General features: G+C 43.0%; 15 protein-coding genes. All 15 read right to left on the bottom strand.

Features of this window, described 5'->3' with window-relative positions; all coding sequences use genetic code 11:
* Positions 1-16: 16 nt before the first annotated feature.
* The 15 genes from glnB to OCV39_RS03495 all read right to left on the bottom strand — a co-directional run bounded on the left by glnB (position 17) and on the right by OCV39_RS03495 (position 17,868).
* Positions 17-355, bottom strand: a complete 339-nt coding sequence (glnB, locus tag OCV39_RS03565; protein ID WP_017053966.1) for a nitrogen regulatory protein P-II — start codon at positions 353-355, stop codon at positions 17-19.
* 125 nt (positions 356-480) lie between these two features.
* Positions 481-792, bottom strand: coding sequence for a c-type cytochrome (locus OCV39_RS03560; protein WP_017053967.1), 312 nt, complete (start codon positions 790-792; stop codon positions 481-483).
* Positions 793-854: 62 nt separating this feature from the next.
* Complete coding sequence (tilS, locus tag OCV39_RS03555; RefSeq protein WP_261888972.1) at positions 855-2,243, bottom strand: tRNA lysidine(34) synthetase TilS; 1,389 nt, start codon at positions 2,241-2,243, stop codon at positions 855-857.
* Between the two features lie 209 nt (positions 2,244-2,452).
* Complete coding sequence (gene accA / locus OCV39_RS03550; RefSeq protein ID WP_113799033.1) at positions 2,453-3,412, bottom strand: acetyl-CoA carboxylase carboxyl transferase subunit alpha; 960 nt, start codon at positions 3,410-3,412, stop codon at positions 2,453-2,455.
* Positions 3,413-3,458: 46 nt separating this feature from the next.
* Positions 3,459-6,938: a DNA polymerase III subunit alpha gene (gene dnaE / locus OCV39_RS03545; protein WP_261888970.1), complete on the bottom strand. Its 3,480-nt coding sequence runs from the start codon at positions 6,936-6,938 to the stop codon at positions 3,459-3,461.
* Positions 6,939-7,069: 131 nt separating this feature from the next.
* Positions 7,070-7,714, bottom strand: coding sequence for a ribonuclease HII (gene rnhB, locus OCV39_RS03540; protein ID WP_261888969.1), 645 nt, complete (start codon positions 7,712-7,714; stop codon positions 7,070-7,072).
* A gap of 1 nt (position 7,715) precedes the next feature.
* Positions 7,716-8,873 carry a lipid-A-disaccharide synthase gene (lpxB, locus tag OCV39_RS03535; protein WP_261888967.1) on the bottom strand — a complete coding sequence of 386 codons (1,158 nt, stop codon included), beginning with the start codon at positions 8,871-8,873 and terminating at the stop codon, positions 7,716-7,718.
* A gap of 154 nt (positions 8,874-9,027) precedes the next feature.
* A complete protein-coding gene (lpxA, locus tag OCV39_RS03530; protein ID WP_261888966.1) occupies positions 9,028-9,816 on the bottom strand; it encodes an acyl-ACP--UDP-N-acetylglucosamine O-acyltransferase in 789 nt (262 codons plus the stop codon).
* 1 nt (position 9,817) lies between these two features.
* The gene (gene fabZ / locus OCV39_RS03525) at positions 9,818-10,270 is read right to left on the bottom strand and encodes a 3-hydroxyacyl-ACP dehydratase FabZ (protein WP_029203513.1); all 453 of its coding nucleotides are present in this window, start codon (positions 10,268-10,270) and stop codon (positions 9,818-9,820) included.
* A 92-nt stretch (positions 10,271-10,362) separates the two neighbouring features.
* Positions 10,363-11,394, bottom strand: coding sequence for a UDP-3-O-(3-hydroxymyristoyl)glucosamine N-acyltransferase (lpxD, locus tag OCV39_RS03520; RefSeq protein ID WP_261888963.1), 1,032 nt, complete (start codon positions 11,392-11,394; stop codon positions 10,363-10,365).
* Between the two features lie 7 nt (positions 11,395-11,401).
* Positions 11,402-11,902, bottom strand: a complete 501-nt coding sequence (locus tag OCV39_RS03515) for an OmpH family outer membrane protein (protein WP_029203514.1) — start codon at positions 11,900-11,902, stop codon at positions 11,402-11,404.
* Positions 11,903-11,928: 26 nt separating this feature from the next.
* Positions 11,929-14,343, bottom strand: a complete 2,415-nt coding sequence (gene bamA / locus OCV39_RS03510) for an outer membrane protein assembly factor BamA (protein WP_261888962.1) — start codon at positions 14,341-14,343, stop codon at positions 11,929-11,931.
* Between the two features lie 48 nt (positions 14,344-14,391).
* Positions 14,392-15,750 carry a sigma E protease regulator RseP gene (gene rseP, locus OCV39_RS03505; protein ID WP_171755996.1) on the bottom strand — a complete coding sequence of 453 codons (1,359 nt, stop codon included), beginning with the start codon at positions 15,748-15,750 and terminating at the stop codon, positions 14,392-14,394.
* Positions 15,747-16,955 (bottom strand): 1-deoxy-D-xylulose-5-phosphate reductoisomerase, encoded by a 1,209-nt coding sequence (ispC, locus tag OCV39_RS03500; RefSeq protein ID WP_113799039.1) that lies wholly within the window; start codon positions 16,953-16,955, stop codon positions 15,747-15,749. Before ispC ends, rseP begins: the two co-directional genes overlap by 4 nt.
* 70 nt (positions 16,956-17,025) lie before the next feature.
* Positions 17,026-17,868, bottom strand: coding sequence for a phosphatidate cytidylyltransferase (locus OCV39_RS03495; RefSeq protein WP_113799040.1), 843 nt, complete (start codon positions 17,866-17,868; stop codon positions 17,026-17,028).
* Positions 17,869-17,871: the final 3 nt, after the last annotated feature.

Here is a 17,871-nt window from a genome sequence, read left to right as displayed (position 1 = left end):
GCTCCTTTTGATATTCTTATACGGCTTCTTCGTCTTCTTCACCAGTTCGAATTCGAACCACGCGTTCAACTTCAGTGATGAATATTTTACCATCACCTATTTTACCCGTTTGTGCCGTTTCAATAATGGTATCAACACATTGATCAGCGACATCGTCAGTGACCACAATTTCCAGTTTTACCTTAGGTAAAAAATCAACCATGTATTCAGCACCACGATAAAGTTCTGTATGCCCTTTCTGACGGCCAAAACCCTTCACTTCAGATACTGTCATTCCCGTGATCCCTACATCCGCTAGAGCTTCACGTACATCGTCCAATTTAAACGGCTTAATGATGGCTTCAATCTTTTTCATGTTCATCCCTTAACTTTATTAATTTCGCTATTATCGGATAGCTATACAAAACATTCAATCTAAAAAAAGCCAGAGCTAACAAGCTCTGGCTTAGATTCTTATTCATGAAAACCTTGGTAATTGAATTACTTAAGACTTGCGTAGTACGCCGCTAAGTTAGCAATATCAGCATCATTCAGCATTGCTGCTTGAGCCTGCATGACAACCGCAAGGCCACCATTACGCTGTTTTGCTTTATATGCATTTAGTGACGATACAATATACTGCTCATTTTGGCCTTTAAGATTCGGGTAACCAGGGATCATAGCAACGCCATCTGGGCCGTGACAAGCTGCGCAAATAGCGGCTTTTGTCTTACCTGCGGCGATATCACCAGCCATAACATTGCTACTTAAAAGGCCAAGACCTAACATCAATCCAATCACGACTTTTTTCATTGCTTTACCTATCTTTGTTATTATTTATATGAATATATATACAATTGTGGCATGAAATTAACCTACTTGTCCCAGGCGAGTTCACAATCTTGACCAGAAAAGTGTTTATCCACAAATAGGCCGAGTACGGCGACAACCTGATCATCCAACATCAAAATAGGGATCCGCCTACGCTGCCAACTCGGCACACCATATTCTTGAAACAATTTTTTCAATTTCCGGCTATGCCCTCTTGCCTCAGGGTGAGCAACCAATCCTTCCGGAGCGAAGTGCACATAACAGCTAGATTCCCGCCCTTTTGGTAGGGTGAATTGCATTGTAATGCCTACCGTTTTCTCAAACGATAAATTCGGTGGCTCAGTTAAACTTTCACGATCATTCAACTGAGTCGAACGAGATGCAATTAAGGACACTTCACCTAACCCATCTGGTAAAAACAACGACTTATCAAGTTCAAGAGCATGCTGCCAATCACTCACATCTTGAACATGCTCAACAAAGAAAAGCTTATTCTGATAACGACGAACCTGCCCGTGAGGTAAGTTTAGTATAGGGTTAGCATCTTGCTGGGCATTGGCGACTTGTTTCCAAATCAGTTCAAGGTGGTGACGACTAGGCATCACCTGCTGCATATTTTCAAACCACATGCGAATCAATCGGGAACGAACACGATCACTCTGTTTACCAAGCTGCTTGATATCTAAACCCATGAACTCATCGACAAGACTTGAGTATCGGTCTGCCAGTAATTCATCCAATAATGACTCTTGCTCCGCACACAGTTGAGCACTACGATGAACCGTCGCCCTTAATTCAGGCCAACGCTGGAGTAAACTCGGAGCAATTTGATGGCGAATGAAATTGCGATCATAACGAGTGTCTTGATTGCTTTCATCTTCTACCCAATCAAGCTCCTTGGTTCGAATGTACGATTCAATCACCGAACGTGGAACTTGTAACAGAGGGCGTAATAATTGTCCTTGGCTAAATGGCATCGACTCAGCCATACAGGACAGTCCTCTCGGCCCACTTCCTCGCTTTAAAGCTAGCAGAAAGGTTTCAAGTTGATCATCGGCATGCTGACCGGTGAGCAGAAGGTCATGCTTTGACATATGCGTACTCAGTACCGCATAACGAGCATCCCTCGCTTGCTTCTCAATACTGTCGCCATCATTCAGATCAAGCTGCACTTTTTCGACCACAACTGGAATATTGTTATCACCACACCACGTTACACACTTTTTTGCCCACTCATCAGCATGTTCACTCAAACCATGATGAACATGGACTGCCAAGCACTCAACATCTCGATTGTCTCGTTGAAATTGAGCCAATAAATCCAGCATAACCCTAGAGTCCATTCCGCCGCTTAACCCTAGAATAATTTTGGATTCCGGTTGACGATATTGATTAATTGATTGAGTAAAAGTGTCGAACATAGATGAACGCATAGAGAGCCTAAATAGAGAGCCAAGAGTATGGATAATCCGTGCTATTGAACAGAATCTGGATGACTAACAACAATCCGTATCAAATAGACGAAAGTATCCTAGCCTGCGACAAGTGGATAATCAATATAAGATAGATGGTGAAACTGCATCCACAAAAAAAGGCTAGATAACCATCTAGCCTTTCCAATATCAATATGTCTTACGAGCGATTAACAGTAACCGTAGCTCATTAATCGTTGGTAGCGACGTTCAAGCAGCGTATCTTGATCAAATTGCTCTAATTCAGCCAGTTGTTTAACCAATGTTGCTTTCATATTCGCAGCCATTTGGATTGGGTCACGATGTGCGCCACCTAGTGGTTCATCGATAATATCATCAATCAACTCAAGCTCTTTAAGGCGAGGAGCAACAAGCCCCATCGCTTCAGCAGCTTGTGGCGCTTTATCTGAATCGCGCCATAGAATTGAAGCACAACCTTCAGGAGAGATCACGGAATACGTCGAGTATTGCAGCATGTTAACGTAATCGCCGACACCGATCGCCAATGCACCACCAGAACCACCTTCGCCAACAACGTTACAAATAACAGGCACAGTTAAACCTGCCATTACTTTTAAGTTTTTAGCAATAGCTTCTGATTGACCACGCTCTTCAGCACCAACGCCTGGATAGGCTCCAGCGGTATCAATGAAAGTGATAATTGGCATGTTAAAACGCTCAGCCATTTCCATTAAGCGTAATGCTTTACGGTAGCCTTCAGGTTTTGGCATGCCAAAGTTGCGAATCACTTTTTCTTTTGTTTCACGACCTTTTTGATGACCAATAACCATCACTGGACGACCATCTAAACGAGCCATACCGCCAACAATTGCTTTATCATCAGCAAACGCACGATCACCAGCCAGTTCTTCAAACTCGGTGAAGGCATGCTCTAGGTAATCTTTGGTATACGGACGTTGCGGGTGGCGTGCAAGTTGCGCCACTTGCCACGCACCAAGATCACTAAAGATTTTCTTTTTAAGCTCTAAGCTTTTTTTCTCTAGTTGTTCAATTTCTTTGTCTAGATCGACCGCTGCGTCGCCACCATGGCGAGATACATCACGTAAAGCTTCAATTTTTGCTTCTAGTTCAGCGATAGGCTTTTCAAATTCTAGAAAGTTTAGGCTCATCTATGAATCCTTTTTTACTCAGCTCTCCGAAAGTTGGAGCTAAATTTTAGTTAAATTCGAGTTCCACTTGGCCATTTCCAAGTAGCAGTTTTAATTCATCTAGTAATGTATCAGAAGGAGTCACTCTCCACTCTGTACCAAGAGACAACCGCGCTCTTGCGTCGGAACGTTGGTAGTATACATTGACGGGAACAGTTCCCGCTCGGTGAGGCTCTAAGATTTGACTAAAGCGCTCAAAAAATTTCTCATCGACTTGTGATTGTTCAATAGAAATAGACAAACCACGAGCGTATTTTTCTCGTGCTTCTCCAAGATCCATAACTTCGCGCGCGGACATTTTAAGCCCACCATTGAAGTCATCAAAGCTGACCTGTCCAGAAATGACTAATATTTTGTCTTTTTCTAGCAATTCAGCATACCTTTCTAAGGCATCTGAGAATAACATCACTTCCATTCGACCCGATCGGTCATCAATGGTCATCAATCCTATTCGCGTACCTCGTTTGGTCGTCATCACTCGTGCGGCGATCACCAAGCCCGCAATGGTCACCGATTGATCCCGTCTTGTCGGGGTCGCATCAGTTAGTCGACAACTGGTGTACTTAGCAAGTTCCTTTATATACGCATTAATTGGGTGCCCGGTCAAATAAAGCCCTAAAGTTTCGCGCTCACCTTCCAGCCATACTTTTTCTGGCCATTTCGGAACTTGAGTATATTTTTGCTCAACTTCTTCAGGGGCATCCGTTAATACGCCGAACATATCCGCCTGACCAAACGCTTCTGCTTGATGGTGTTGGCTCGCCGCTTTTACTGCATCATTTAATGACGCCATCATAGCAGCTCGGTGCGGCCCAAGGCGATCGAGAGCGCCAGAATAAATCAGCTTCTCGATCACTCGTTTATTGACTTTTTTCAAATCAATTCGCGCACAGAAATCAAAGAGATCTTTAAAGTGACCGCCCTTTTCTCGTGCCGCGATAATCACTTCAATAGGGCCTTCACCCACCCCTTTTATCGCGCCAATACCATAAACGATGGCACCATTTTCATCGACATTAAACCGATAAAGACCGGAGTTGATATCCGGTGGTAGTAACGTCAATTTCATACGCAGACATTCATCGACTAAGCCAATGACTTTTTCTGTGTTATCCATATCCGCTGTCATCACCGCCGCCATAAATTCAGCAGGGTAATGAGTTTTCAGCCATAAAGTTTGGTACGAAACCAGCGCGTATGCGGCTGAGTGAGATTTGTTGAAGCCATAACCTGCGAACTTTTCAACCAAGTCGAAGATTTTCATCGACAGCTCGCCGTCGACACCGTTGGCTATCGCACCTTCTTCAAAAGTACCACGTTGTTTCGCCATCTCTTCTGGTTTTTTCTTACCCATCGCACGACGCAGCATATCTGCTCCGCCTAAGGTATAACCAGCAAGAATCTGGGCGATTTGCATAACTTGTTCTTGATACAAGATAATGCCATAAGTAGGCTCAAGCGTCTCTTTCAGTGAGTCGTGTTGCCACTTTTCATCGGGATAAGATACCGCTTCACGACCATGTTTACGGTCGATAAAGTTATCTACCATGCCCGATTGCAACGGACCCGGACGGAATAGTGCAACCAATGCGATAATATCTTCAAAACAGTCAGGTTGCAGACGCTTGATCAGATCTTTCATTCCGCGAGATTCTAATTGGAATACCGCCGTGGTTTCTGAGTTTTGCAGCAACCTGAATGAAGCAGGATCATCCAACGGAATAGAATCGATACGAACCGGGGCTTTACCCTCTTTTTCTAAGCGAGGATTCACTAACCCCAACGCCCAATCGATGATGGTTAATGTTCTTAAACCTAAGAAGTCGAACTTAACCAGACCGGCGGTTTCAACGTCATTTTTATCAAACTGTGTAACCGGGAAGTTACCGTCGGCATCACAATAAATAGGAGCAAAATCGGTGATCGTCGTTGGCGATATTACAACCCCACCCGCGTGTTTACCTGCATTTCGGGTACAACCTTCTAGAATCCGGCACTTATCAATAAGTTCTCGAACTTCTTCATCGGCATCATACAATTCAGGCAGCGAAGGTTCCGCTTTGAACGCTTTTTCTAACGTCATTCCCGGATCTGGCGGGATCATTTTTGAGATACGATCGACAAAGCCAAACGGGTGACCGAGAACACGTCCAACATCACGAATAACCGCTTTTGCTGCCATGGTTCCAAAGGTGATAATCTGAGATACCGCATCTCGACCATACATTTCCGCTACGTGATCAATTACTTGGTCACGTTTATCCATACAAAAGTCGATATCGAAATCGGGCATGGAGACACGTTCAGGGTTCAGGAAACGTTCAAATAGAAGATCGTACTCCAAGGGGTCTAAGTCAGTAATATCAAGAGCATAAGCGACAAGTGAACCTGCACCAGAACCACGACCAGGGCCTACTGGAACATCATTATCTTTCGACCACTGGATAAATTCCATTACGATCAAGAAGTAACCTGGGAACCCCATGTCATTGACAACTTCAAGTTCGATCTTCAAACGCTCATCGTACTCTGGTCTTCTCTCTTCACGAACTTTTTCGTCCGGGAACAAGAATGCCAATCGTCTTTCTAACCCTTCTTCTGACTTCTTAATCAAATAGTCTTCAATTTTAAGACCTTCGGTTGGGAAGTTAGGTAAGAAGTACTCCCCAAGACGCACTGTTACATTACAGCGTTTAGCAATTTCCACCGAGTTGGCTAGAGCTTCAGGAATGTCCGCAAATAACTCGCACATCTCTTCTTCAGTACGTAAGTATTGCTGTGCGCTGTAGTTCTTAGGGCGACGAGGATCGACCATTGTAAAGCCATCATGGATCGCCACGCGAATTTCATGGGCGTCAAACAGGTCTTCAGTCAGGAAGACAACTTCATTGGTTGCTACGACAGGCAAATCGGTTTGCTCTGAGAGCTCTAAAGCGAAATGCAGATAGGCTTCTTCATCTGGTCTGCCTGTTCGAATCAGCTCCAAATAAAAGCGGTCTGGAAAGTGCGTTTTGTAGAATTCGACACACTGTCCGACAATTTCGGCATTCCCTTTCAACAATGCTTTTCCAATCTCACCACTTTTCGCGCCAGATAGGATAATCAGACCTTGCTTGTGATTAACGAGCCACTCTTTATCAATCACGGGTATATGCTGAACATGCCCACGTTGATAAGCTTCTGAAATCAATAGTGTTAAGTTGTTATATCCAATATTATCGGAAGCAAGAATAGTCAACTTTGTCAGCTCATCACCAAACTCCGGCGACTGCATCATGAAATCAGCACCGATAATCGGCTTGATACCACAGTTGTGTGCTGTTCCATAAAATTTCACCAAACCACATAGGTTAGTAAAATCGGTTAATGCAAGCGCTGGCATGCCCATTTCCGCGACCTTTTTGACCAGCGGTGGCACTTTCGACAGGCCGTCGATCATCGAGAAATCACTGTGAACACGTAAATGTATAAACTTAGGGTCTGACATAAATAATTTGAGTTCTAAATAATCTAATCAATTGTTAATTCAGTGGATATGGAACCTGAATTAACCAGAATATGGCCGTAAATAAGCTCTGAATTGACTTATTTACGTAGAGAAGCATTGTATAGCAGCTTTTATTCGATACCCAGAGCTCTTTTAACTGGCTTGAAACTCTTACGGTGCTGGTCGATGACACCATGTTGTTCGATAGCAGCAAAATGGGCTTTGGTTGGATACCCTTTGTGCTGCGCAAAACCAAATTCAGGATGAAGTTTATCCAGATCTTCCATCTCTTGATCACGAACCACTTTTGCTATGATAGAGGCCGCGCTGATCTCTTGAACTCGAAGGTCGCCTTTCACTACGGCAATGGCGTCCATTGATAACGTCGGCACTCGATTTCCATCAATGAGAGCGAGTTCGGGCTGAATCGATAGCCCTTCGATTGCACGCTGCATAGCAACCATCGTCGCTTGCAAAATATTAAATTGATCGATCTCTTCTGGAGAGCAGCGACCCACCGCCCATGCTAGGGCTTTTTCTTTAATCTCAGGGTAAAGTGCAAGGCGTTTTTTTTCTGATAATTTCTTTGAATCCGTTAACCCTTCTATTGGATTATTCGGATCGAGAATCACAGCCGCTGTCACCACATCGCCAACCAATGGACCGCGGCCTACCTCATCAATACCAGCAACAAGAGCATACCCCGTAGGATATTCAAATTCAGGCAATTCTTGTTTCTCTTTTACTGTTTTTTTCATCGCTTTTTTATCTGTCATATTATTCTGCTTGTAAGCCTATGAGATTTAATACCGCTTTTGCTGCTTGCGTGTCTGCATCTTTACGGATCCATTGATGCATTTCAGTAAACGATTGAATCAATTCAACGTTATCATTAGCCAATACTTCTTCCATTGCGGGATAAAGGAAATCAGGGTGGCACTCTTCTTGAATGAACTCTTTAACCAACTCTTTACCCGCAAGCACATTTGGCAATGATACAAATTCAGTAATCGATAGCTTTTGTGCAATCCAGCCAGTAAGTTTATTGACTTGATAACCAACAACCATTGGTCTCTTCACCAACATACATTCAAGCGCAACGGTACCTGATGCAAGTAAAACCGCATCTGAAGCGGTCATGACATTTCTTGCGGTATCTTCAATGATAACGAAATCCAGCTCAGGTGCCGTCTCTTTCCAGATTGATTCAAATTGCTCTCGGCGTTTTTTGTTCACAGCAGCAACAACAAACCCCATCTCAGGGTGCTTAGCATGAATACGCTGGCAAGTCTCGATGAAAGGTTTAGCAATCAATGCTACCTCTCCTCCACGACTCCCTGGTAGCACTGCAAGCCATTGACGATCTTGATCTAAATTCAGCAGTTCACGAGCCGCGCGTTGATCACTTACTAATGGGATCGCATCAGCAAGAGTGTGGCCGATAAACTCACAAGCTACATTATATTTATCATAGAAAGCTTTCTCGAAAGGCAGAAATGCCAACACTAAATCCGTCGCGGCATCAATTTTAAATATGCGCTTTGGTCGCCATGCCCACACAGAAGGGCTGACATAATGCACGGTTTTTATTCCTGCATCTTTGAGCGTTTTTTCTAATCGAAGATTAAAATCAGGCGCATCAATACCGATAAAAACATCCGGTGGATTTTGCGTAAAATACTCAACTAGCTGATGCTTTACTTTCAATAACCTTGGTAATCGACCTAGGACTTCAACAAGTCCCATGACTGCCAATTCTTCCATATCAAACAGAGATTCGCAGCCTGAAGCGATCATCTTAGGGCCACCAATGCCCACGAATTCAGCATCCGGATATTGCTGTTTAATCGATTGAATAAAACCTTCACCTAAAGTATCACCAGAAAGTTCTCCAGCGACGATTCCAATGCGTAGTGGTTTTTTTGCGTTTAACATGTCACTTATCCCAATAACGGTGGCATAAATCATACCAATCTAAAAACACAAAAAGACCGCTGAAAACAGCGATCTTTATTGACAGCAATAGCAACTGAATACTCAATCACAGTACTTGGTAAATAATGGTACAGAGGAAAGAAAAGAATAGTACTTAGCGAATAATGCCACGCGTCGATTTCTCAAAGATATCAAGGAATCCTTGTAGTACAGGGAACTCTGCAAGTTCGCTGTTAATCTCGACTTTTGCTTCTTCTAAAGTATTGCCATTGCGGTAAAGCGCCTTATAAGCACGGCGAATCGCATGGATCTCTTTCTTTTCAAATCCGCGACGCTTTAACCCTTCGATATTGATACCAAATGGTTTTGCATGGTTACCTTGAGCCATTACATATGGCGGCACATCTTGAACCACAACCGACGCACCACCAATAAAGCTATGAGCACCAACGGTACAGAATTGGTGTACTGGAGATAAGGCAGAAACTATCGCATAATCTTCAACGGTTACATGTCCTGCAAGAGTTGCATTGTTACCCATGATGATGTTATCGCCGACAACACAGTCATGCGCGATATGGACATTGACACAAAATAAGTTATCACTACCAACGGTAGTCACACCTTTATCTTGAACAGTACCACGATGCATCTGTACGCTTTCACGAATGATATTTCTATCGCCCACAACTAGACGTGTATCTTCGCCTTGATACTTTTTATCTTGACACTCTTCACCAACAACCGCGAATGGGAAAATACGGTTATCTTTACCAATAACTGTAGGTCCCTTGATCACTACGTGAGACATAACTTCTGTCCCATCGCCAATTTCTACGTTGCCTGTAATATAGGTGAAAGGCCCTACCGTAACATTAGCGCCGATTTTGGCACCCTCTTCAACGACAGCAGAAGGGTGGATTTGAGCGGTTTCATGAATCATATTAAAACTCTCTACGTGCACACTTAAGTTCAGCGGAACAAACAACGTCGCCATCTACACGAGCGACACCATTAAATTGAGCAATACCACGACGTTCTTTAATGAATTCTACTTCAATGATCATTTGATCACCTGGGACAACCGGTTTACGGAACTTCGCTTTATCTACACTTGCAAAGTAATAAAGCTCATTCTCAGATGGCGCACCAAACGATTTGAAAGCAAGTAAACCTGTCGCTTGAGCCATAGCTTCAAGAATCAAAACACCAGGAAAAACCGGAAGCTGAGGAAAATGACCAGTAAACTGTGGTTCGTTAACGGAAACATTTTTAATTGCCGTTAGGTGCTTCGCTTCTTCAAAGTCAACAACACGATCGATCAACAAAAATGGGTAGCGATGAGGCAAAAGCTCCTGAATTTCAGTGATATTCATCGTTTTCTTTTCAGTAGTCAAAGTCATATTCCTATTCTAATACTTAATTAATTATTTGCGATTATAGACGAAAAAGACCCGCACATCGCGAGCCTTCTTCAATAAATATGGTATTACGATTCCACATTTCCATCGATTAACTTCTCGACAGCTTTTAATCGCTTATTCATATCGTCAATTCGATGTACGCGAGTCGCTGTTTTACGCCACTCTTTATTGGTTTGCAATGGGATACCAGAAGAGTACATTCCTTTCTCTTTGATTGAGCGCATGACCATACCCATACCAGTGATCGTTACTCCATCGACGATTTCAATGTGACCATTAATCACACAACCACCACCAATAATACAGTATTTACCGATATTAGTGCTGCCAGCGATAATAGTACCACCTGCAATCGCAGAACCATATCCGATGTGAACATTATGAGCAATTTGGAGTTGGTTATCCAAAATCACGTTATCGTCCACAATGGTATCATCTAATGCACCGCGATCGATCGTCGTACAAGAGCCGATTTCAACACGGTTACCAATACGAACAGAGCCGACTTGGGGAATTTTTATCCACTCGCCTTTCTCATTCGCATAACCAAAGCCATCAGAGCCAATCACTGTGTTTGCTTGAACTAAACAATCGCTTCCAAGCTCAACATCATGATAGATACTTACATTCGACCATAACTGAGTGTTAGCACCGATTTTGGCTTTTTGACCAATAAAGCAACCTGCTCCGATAACAGCACCATCGCCGAGTTCAGCTCCAGATTCAATCACAGCATTCGCACCAATAGAGACGTTTTTACCAATAATGGCATCGCTAGCGACAACGGCAGAAAGTGCAATACCTTCAGCCGCTGCAGGTGTTAAATCTAAAGCTTGAGCGACTTTAGCAAAAGCAACATAGGGGTCATCCACAACAATAACATTTGTCTGACAAAGTTCTCTTTCCGCCGCCTTAACCATAATGGCAGATGCACAGCAATCAGCTAAATGCTTGCTGTATTTTGCATTCGAAAGAAAAGTGATTTCTCCTTGTTTTGCTTTATCCATAGGAGCAACCGATGAGATGATTTGATCACCTTCACCGTAGAGCTCTCCCCCGGTAATTACGGCCAATTCGGCTAAAGTGAGTTGTGGCATAACGTTCTTATTTTAATTGCTTAATAACCAGTTCTGACACATTAAATTCAGGCTTACCATATTGCATAGCTTGAATATCAACGATCAGATCGTAACCTTCTTTTTCAGCAACCGCTTTTACTGCTGCTTGAATTTGCTTAAATAGTTTTTGCTTCTCTTGAGCTTCGCGACGTTGACTCGCCTTCTCTAAAGCTTGTCCTTTGATTTTGTAGTTGCTCTGAAGTTGACCAATTTCAATACGTAGTTTTTCAACTTCGTCTGGACCTAGTAGCTCACCATCACGCTTAAGTTTTTCAATTTTTGTTGCTGCTTCAGCTTGAATCGCTTGTAGTTCAGCCGCTTTATCTTTGAACTCTTCTTGCAATTTTTGCAGTACGATTTCACGTTGAGGTAGCTCTTGGAATACTTGAGCAGTATTAACATAACCAACTTTCTGAGCAGCTTCCGCAGCTTGAGCAAATAAAGAAGAGCTTAATACGATAAGGCCAAGACCCGCTGCTTTCATCATGTTTTTCAAAATATATTCCTTAAAATTTAGAATGTTCTACCAATAGTGAAAGTGAAGAACTCTTCATCATCACCTTCAAAAGATTTAGCCGGCTTCGCGACTGAGAATACTAATGGCCCCATAGGAGACATCCACTGCAACGCAGCGCCATATGACGAACGATAATTTGTTGGGTCTGAATAGTCGTAGTAGTAAGCGCCACCAGGCATGTCAGCACTCGCTTTACGGTAATCAAATTCAGTATCCCATACACTTGCCATATCGAAGAATACGCTAGTACGGATTTGATTTCGTACTTCATCCGATGCAAATGGTGTTGGTACGATCAGCTCAATACTTGCCAATGCCACCGCGTTACCACCGACAGAGTCATCCGTCGCTTTATAATTAGGGTTATTACCTACACCTTCATTATAAACAGCTTTAGGCCCGGCGGAGTTCGAACCAAAACCACGTAAAGTGGTAAAGCCGCCCGCGTAATAGTTCTCATAGAATGGGAATAAATTATCATTACCATTCGTTTGACCATAACCATTACCGTAACCTAAACGACCACGCATCAAGAGCGTAAATTCATGCTTTTTGGTTAAAGGTATGTACTGTTTCACATCATACTGAACTTTAAAATACTGAACATCAGAGCCCGGTACCGTTGCCTTGAAAAATGCTCGTTGATGGTTACCTTCCGTTGGGAAATACCCTCGGTTTAAATTGTTGCGTGTCCATGAAATATTGAGATCAAAATCATTGGTCACCAAGCTACCGTCAGAGTTCATGTTATCGGCTTGCGCTTGTAAAAACTGCTCAATTTGTACATAGGCATCTAAGTTTGAAATCTTATTATGCGTATAACCAATGCCAAATTCGACACGGTTGAGCTCATCAAACGGGAAACCCCACGTTAAGCTCGTACCGTAACTTTCATTGGTATAGTCAACAATACCCGCTTCAGAAGCTTCAAATTCATTGTAGAAAACTTTACCACCTAGACTAACACCATCAAGGTTCCAGTATGGGTCGCGGTACTCTAAGCTGATATTTTTCTGATAGTCATTCATCATGGCACTGATGCCGACTCGATTACCACTACCAGCAAAGTTATCCTGCTGTAGACCGACTTGGAAACTTACGCCAGATTCCGTACCGTAGCCTACGCCAAAGTTTACACTACCCGAGTTGGCTTCTTTTACGTTGTACACTAAATCGACTTGATCTTCGCTTCCTGGAACACGAACCGTTTGAACATCAACCGTTTCGAAGTAACCAAGACGGTTCAGACGTGCTTTACCCGTATCTATCGATTTTGAATTTAACCAACTGCCTTCCATTTGACGCATTTCACGACGTAAAACTTCGTCTTTAGTGGCGTTATTTCCAGTGAATCGGATATCACGAACATAAATTCGACTACCCGCATCAACATTGATAATAAGTGACACTTCATTAGTTTCATCATCAAATTCAGGAATAGTACGAACTTGAGGATAAGCGTAACCCGCCTCCCCTAAAATACGTTTAACCCCTTCCTCTAATTCCGTCACTCGAGAGCCGTTATACACTTCGCCAGCTTCAAAAGGATTTAAAGCGGTAAACTCAGCCTCTTTACCTACAAGGTCACCACGGAAATTGATGTCCTTAACGGTATAGGCTTCGCCCTCTTCTAGGCCAAGCGTAATATAGACACCTTTCTTATCTGGGGAGATGGCAACCTGTGTCGAATCAAGCTTAAACTTCAAATACCCTCGGTCAAGGTAGTAAGACTTCAATGCTTCTAAATCACCTGCAAGAATCTGCTTCTGGTACTTATCATCAGATAGGAAGTTCCACCACTCAATATCTACGTTCAGATTAAATCGAGAAAGTAACTCTTCATCATTATAAACTTCATTACCAATAAAGTTTATCTGTTGAATTTTAGCGGAAACACCTTCGGTGAAAACAAATTTAAGGTCAGAACGATTGCGAGGAAGTGGGGTTACAACCGCTTTTACCGTCGCATTATATTTACCAACACTGTAGTAAAAATCTTCTAAACCTTTCTCAATATTGCTTAGCGTAGTGCGATCTAAAGCTTCACCCACACGAACCTCAGATGCATCCAAGTTCTGCTGAAGCTGCTCTTCTTTAATCGCTTTATTACCAGAAAATGAGATGCTGGCAATGGTCGGGCGCTCTTTGACTTGGATGACTAAAGCATCGTTATCACGTAATACTTTTACATCTTCAAAGTTACCTGAAGCATAAAGCGCTCGAATAATTTCCGATACGTCTTGTGAGTCAACAGAGTCGCCAATACGAACAGGCATCTTCAATAATGCGGCACCGAGAGCCACACGCTGTAATCCTTCGATTTTTATGTCTTGAACGACAAAATTTTCTGCGCCATTCGCTGACACGCTAGTTGCCAACAACGTTGCGAATAGAATCTGCTTAATCGCCATATTTATTCTAACTATTCCTTGCTACTGCTTTTGATTACGATTTAAAAATCATAAACGAGTAAAATCATTAAATATTGCTAACGCCATCAATGAGAAGATGATAGCTCCTCCGACTCTATACCCCATCTCTTGTACCTTTTCTGGCACCGGGCGTCGGGTTACGGCTTCAATTGCGAAAAACAGCAAATGCCCACCATCTAACATAGGCAATGGAACCAAATTAATGATCCCTAAATTCACACTGATTAATGCTAAAAACCCAAGGAAGTAAACAATGCCATAATCAGCGGTTGCTCCTGCTCCTTTTGCTATCGATATCGGCCCACTTAAATTATCGAGGCCTACATCACCAACAACCAGCTTCTTAAGCATGCTGATCGTCAAGCTTATAATTTGCCCTGTTTTATCAAACGCCTTTTCTATCGATTCAAATACACCATATTTCAGCTCAAATCGATAACTTTGCGGCCATTCTGCGACTTTCGGTGCAATACCCGCAAAACCAATCACTTTATCCTTGGAAATCTTTTTGCTATCTGGTTCTAACACAATAGGAAGAACCACACCATTTCGTTCGATCTCTAAAGCCACCACTTTATTCGGACTTTGGCGTATCGCCTCTACAATCTGCTGCCAGTCCTCAACGATGACATCATTGACTCGCACAAACTTATCACCTGCGATCAGCCCAGCTCGAGCACCTGCCCCGTCTTCTGATACGTTAACCAGTACAGGCGTTATCTCAGGCGTAAACGGAGAAAAACCAAGTGCCCTCATAGCAGACTCAGTTTCTGGGTTAAAGTTCCATTCTCGAATGTCGAGAGTCTTCACTTCTTCGTAACCAACACCATCAACTGGCGTAAGCGTGACTGTCATCACATCATCACCGATATGAGAAATTAATCCCATATTCACTGATTCCCAGTCAAGAGTTCTAACACCGTCGATCGACTGAAATTGCATTCCACGTTCAATACCTGACTGCGCCGCAATTGAATTTGGAATAACTTCACCGACTACGGGCTTAACCGCTGGAATACCAATTAAAAACACCAACCAGTAAGCAAAAATCGCGAACACAAAATTAAAAGCAGGACCAGCGCCAACAATCGCGCTCCTCTTCCATAATGCTTTTTGATCGAACGCGTACTGTTTTTGGTCTTCAGGCACTTCATCAACACGAGAGTCGAGCATTTTTACGTACCCGCCTAATGGGATCATTGAAAGGCTATATTCGGTCCCATCTTTACCCATTTTTCTCCAGATTGATTTACCAAAACCAATTGAAAATTTTTCCACTTTTACGCCGCAGCGGCGGGCTACCCAGAAGTGCCCATACTCGTGCACAGCCACCAAGATGCCTAAAGCAATGATAAATGAACCGAAGTTCCATAATATATCAATCATAATTTACGCTCACGAGTGGCTTCTAAAGCAAATATTCGAGCCATTCTATCTAGCTCAAGTAGGCTTTCCAAGCTATCTATGGAATGAGAGGTGTTAGTCGCGCAGACCTTAGACAATACAGCTTCATTAACGGCTGCAATGTCCGTAAATTTAAGTGTGTTATTCAAAAATGCGTCAACGGCGACTTCATTGGCTGCGTTTAAAGAGGTGGTGGCATATTGCCCTTCATAACACGCATCAATCGCAAGTTTTAAACAAGGGTAGCGATCGAAATCTGGTTCAAGGAAGGTCAACTGCCCCACTTTAGTAAAATCGAGCGCTTTGACACCAGCATCCACACGCTGAGGATAGGACATTGTCAAAGCAATAGGTGTCGACATGTCCGGTTCGCCCATCTGAGCTAACACCGAGCCATCTTTATATTGAACCATTGAGTGAATGACAGATTGAGGATGAATAATTACTTTCAGCTGCTCTTTGGAGGCATTAAACAGCCATTTAGCTTCAATATACTCAAGACCTTTGTTCATCATTGTCGCAGAATCAACCGAGATTTTCGGCCCCATAGCCCAGTTAGGATGAGCAATAGCCTGCGCAGGGGAAACCGCACTTAACTCACTGACATCAGTGTAACGAAATGGGCCACCGGATCCGGTCAGTAGTATGTTATCAACACCACTCTGTTCGAGGTTACATCGACCTAAGTTAGTTTGGATCTCACTAGGTAAGCATTGGAAGATAGCATTATGCTCACTATCAACTGGCAATAATTCTGCACCAAATTTGTCTACCGCATCAATAAAGAGTTGTCCTGACATCACCAGAGCTTCTTTATTCGCTAACAACACTCGCTTACCCGCTTGTACCGCCGCCATAGTAGGGATAAGTCCAGCTGCGCCAACGATAGCCGCCATCACCGTATCCACTTCATCAAATGAAGCGATATGATTCATCCCTTCCAAGCCTGACAGTACTTGAGTTGAGATTTTTAATGTTAATAGCTGTTCTTTTAATAACTTAGCAGCATCATCACTTGCCATCACTGCATATTTTGGTCGCCATTTCTCACACAGCTGACGCATTTTCTCTACATTGGTTCCGGCAGCCAGAGCAACAACTGAAAAATGTTCAGGGTTTTGCTCTACAACCTTGAGGGTACTAGTGCCAATTGAACCCGTTGCGCCGAGAATAGTTAAATTTCGCATTGCGTATAGACCGTTAGTTGCGAGAAAAAGGCAAGAATGACCTTGCCTTAATCACTAAAATAAAACGTTATTAAAATATATAGTACAGAAGAGCAAATACAGGGAAGGCAGCGGTTAAGCTATCAATGCGATCAAGGATGCCACCATGCCCAGGAATGATATTACTGCTATCTTTAACTCCTGATACACGTTTAAACATACTTTCTACTAAATCACCTAGTACTGAAATGACAACCGTAATAAGCGTGATCACAATCATGTGTAAAGGCGTTGCAAATTGGATATCAAACCAAACTGAGAAGCCCCAGCCAACCAGTAGCGCTGCAATAATGCCTCCCAATAAACCTTCAATCGTTTTATTAGGGCTTACTGCGGGAGCCATCTTTCTTTTGCCAAATGTTTTGCCTGAGAAGTAAGCGCCACTATCAGCCGCCCATACTAAAAAGCAAACAAACATAACAAGCTTAGCGCCGTGGTATGGATCAGTAGAGATATCTTCGGCACGTAGAATCACGACACTCCAAAAAAAAGGAAGTAATGTCAGTAACCCAAACACATGACGTAAGACATTAGAGCCTTGCCAACCAGCTGCCGATTTAGGGTAGGTTATCGCTAAACCGCTCGCGATAATCCACCAGATAGAGCCAACAGCTAAAATTGAAAAGTGCAAACTAGAGAGGGAGTTCAAGCTATCAGCATCGGTAGGCAGTAAGGCATAACTTGCGGCACCAATAATAACGGATGGGATTAATGCCATATAACGAGATTTATGTTCTACAAATTGCGTCCACTCCCAAAATCCTAGTAGTGTGATCACAGCTAGTGCTAACATAAATAGCGGGAGCGATAATTCAAAAATTCCTAAAATAACTAGAGGAGCTAAAATCAACGCGGTAATGATTCGTTGTTTCAAACT

It is taken from the genome of Vibrio cortegadensis (assembly GCF_024347395.1).
GTDB classification, from domain to species: domain Bacteria; phylum Pseudomonadota; class Gammaproteobacteria; order Enterobacterales; family Vibrionaceae; genus Vibrio; species Vibrio cortegadensis.
The sequence above is the reverse complement of the archived record's forward strand: the minus strand, read 5'-3'. Positions and strand labels throughout refer to the sequence as shown.

Bases quoted from the DNA above. Each gene is read 5' to 3' on its own strand.
- glnB (WP_017053966.1), bottom strand. From the start codon at position 355: ATGAAAAAGATTGAAGCCATCATTAAGCCGTTTAAATTGGACGATGTA.
- OCV39_RS03560 (WP_017053967.1), bottom strand. From the start codon at position 792: ATGAAAAAAGTCGTGATTGGATTGATGTTAGGTCTTGGCCTTTTAAGT.
- tilS (WP_261888972.1), bottom strand. From the start codon at position 2,243: ATGCGTTCATCTATGTTCGACACTTTTACTCAATCAATTAATCAATAT.
- accA (WP_113799033.1), bottom strand. From the start codon at position 3,412: ATGAGCCTAAACTTTCTAGAATTTGAAAAGCCTATCGCTGAACTAGAA.
- dnaE (WP_261888970.1), bottom strand. From the start codon at position 6,938: ATGTCAGACCCTAAGTTTATACATTTACGTGTTCACAGTGATTTCTCG.
- rnhB (WP_261888969.1), bottom strand. From the start codon at position 7,714: ATGACAGATAAAAAAGCGATGAAAAAAACAGTAAAAGAGAAACAAGAA.
- lpxB (WP_261888967.1), bottom strand. From the start codon at position 8,873: ATGTTAAACGCAAAAAAACCACTACGCATTGGAATCGTCGCTGGAGAA.
- lpxA (WP_261888966.1), bottom strand. From the start codon at position 9,816: ATGATTCATGAAACCGCTCAAATCCACCCTTCTGCTGTCGTTGAAGAG.
- lpxD (WP_261888963.1), bottom strand. From the start codon at position 11,394: ATGCCACAACTCACTTTAGCCGAATTGGCCGTAATTACCGGGGGAGAG.
- OCV39_RS03515 (WP_029203514.1), bottom strand. From the start codon at position 11,902: ATGATGAAAGCAGCGGGTCTTGGCCTTATCGTATTAAGCTCTTCTTTA.
- bamA (WP_261888962.1), bottom strand. From the start codon at position 14,343: ATGGCGATTAAGCAGATTCTATTCGCAACGTTGTTGGCAACTAGCGTG.
- rseP (WP_171755996.1), bottom strand. From the start codon at position 15,750: ATGATTGATATATTATGGAACTTCGGTTCATTTATCATTGCTTTAGGC.
- ispC (WP_113799039.1), bottom strand. From the start codon at position 16,955: ATGCGAAATTTAACTATTCTCGGCGCAACGGGTTCAATTGGCACTAGT.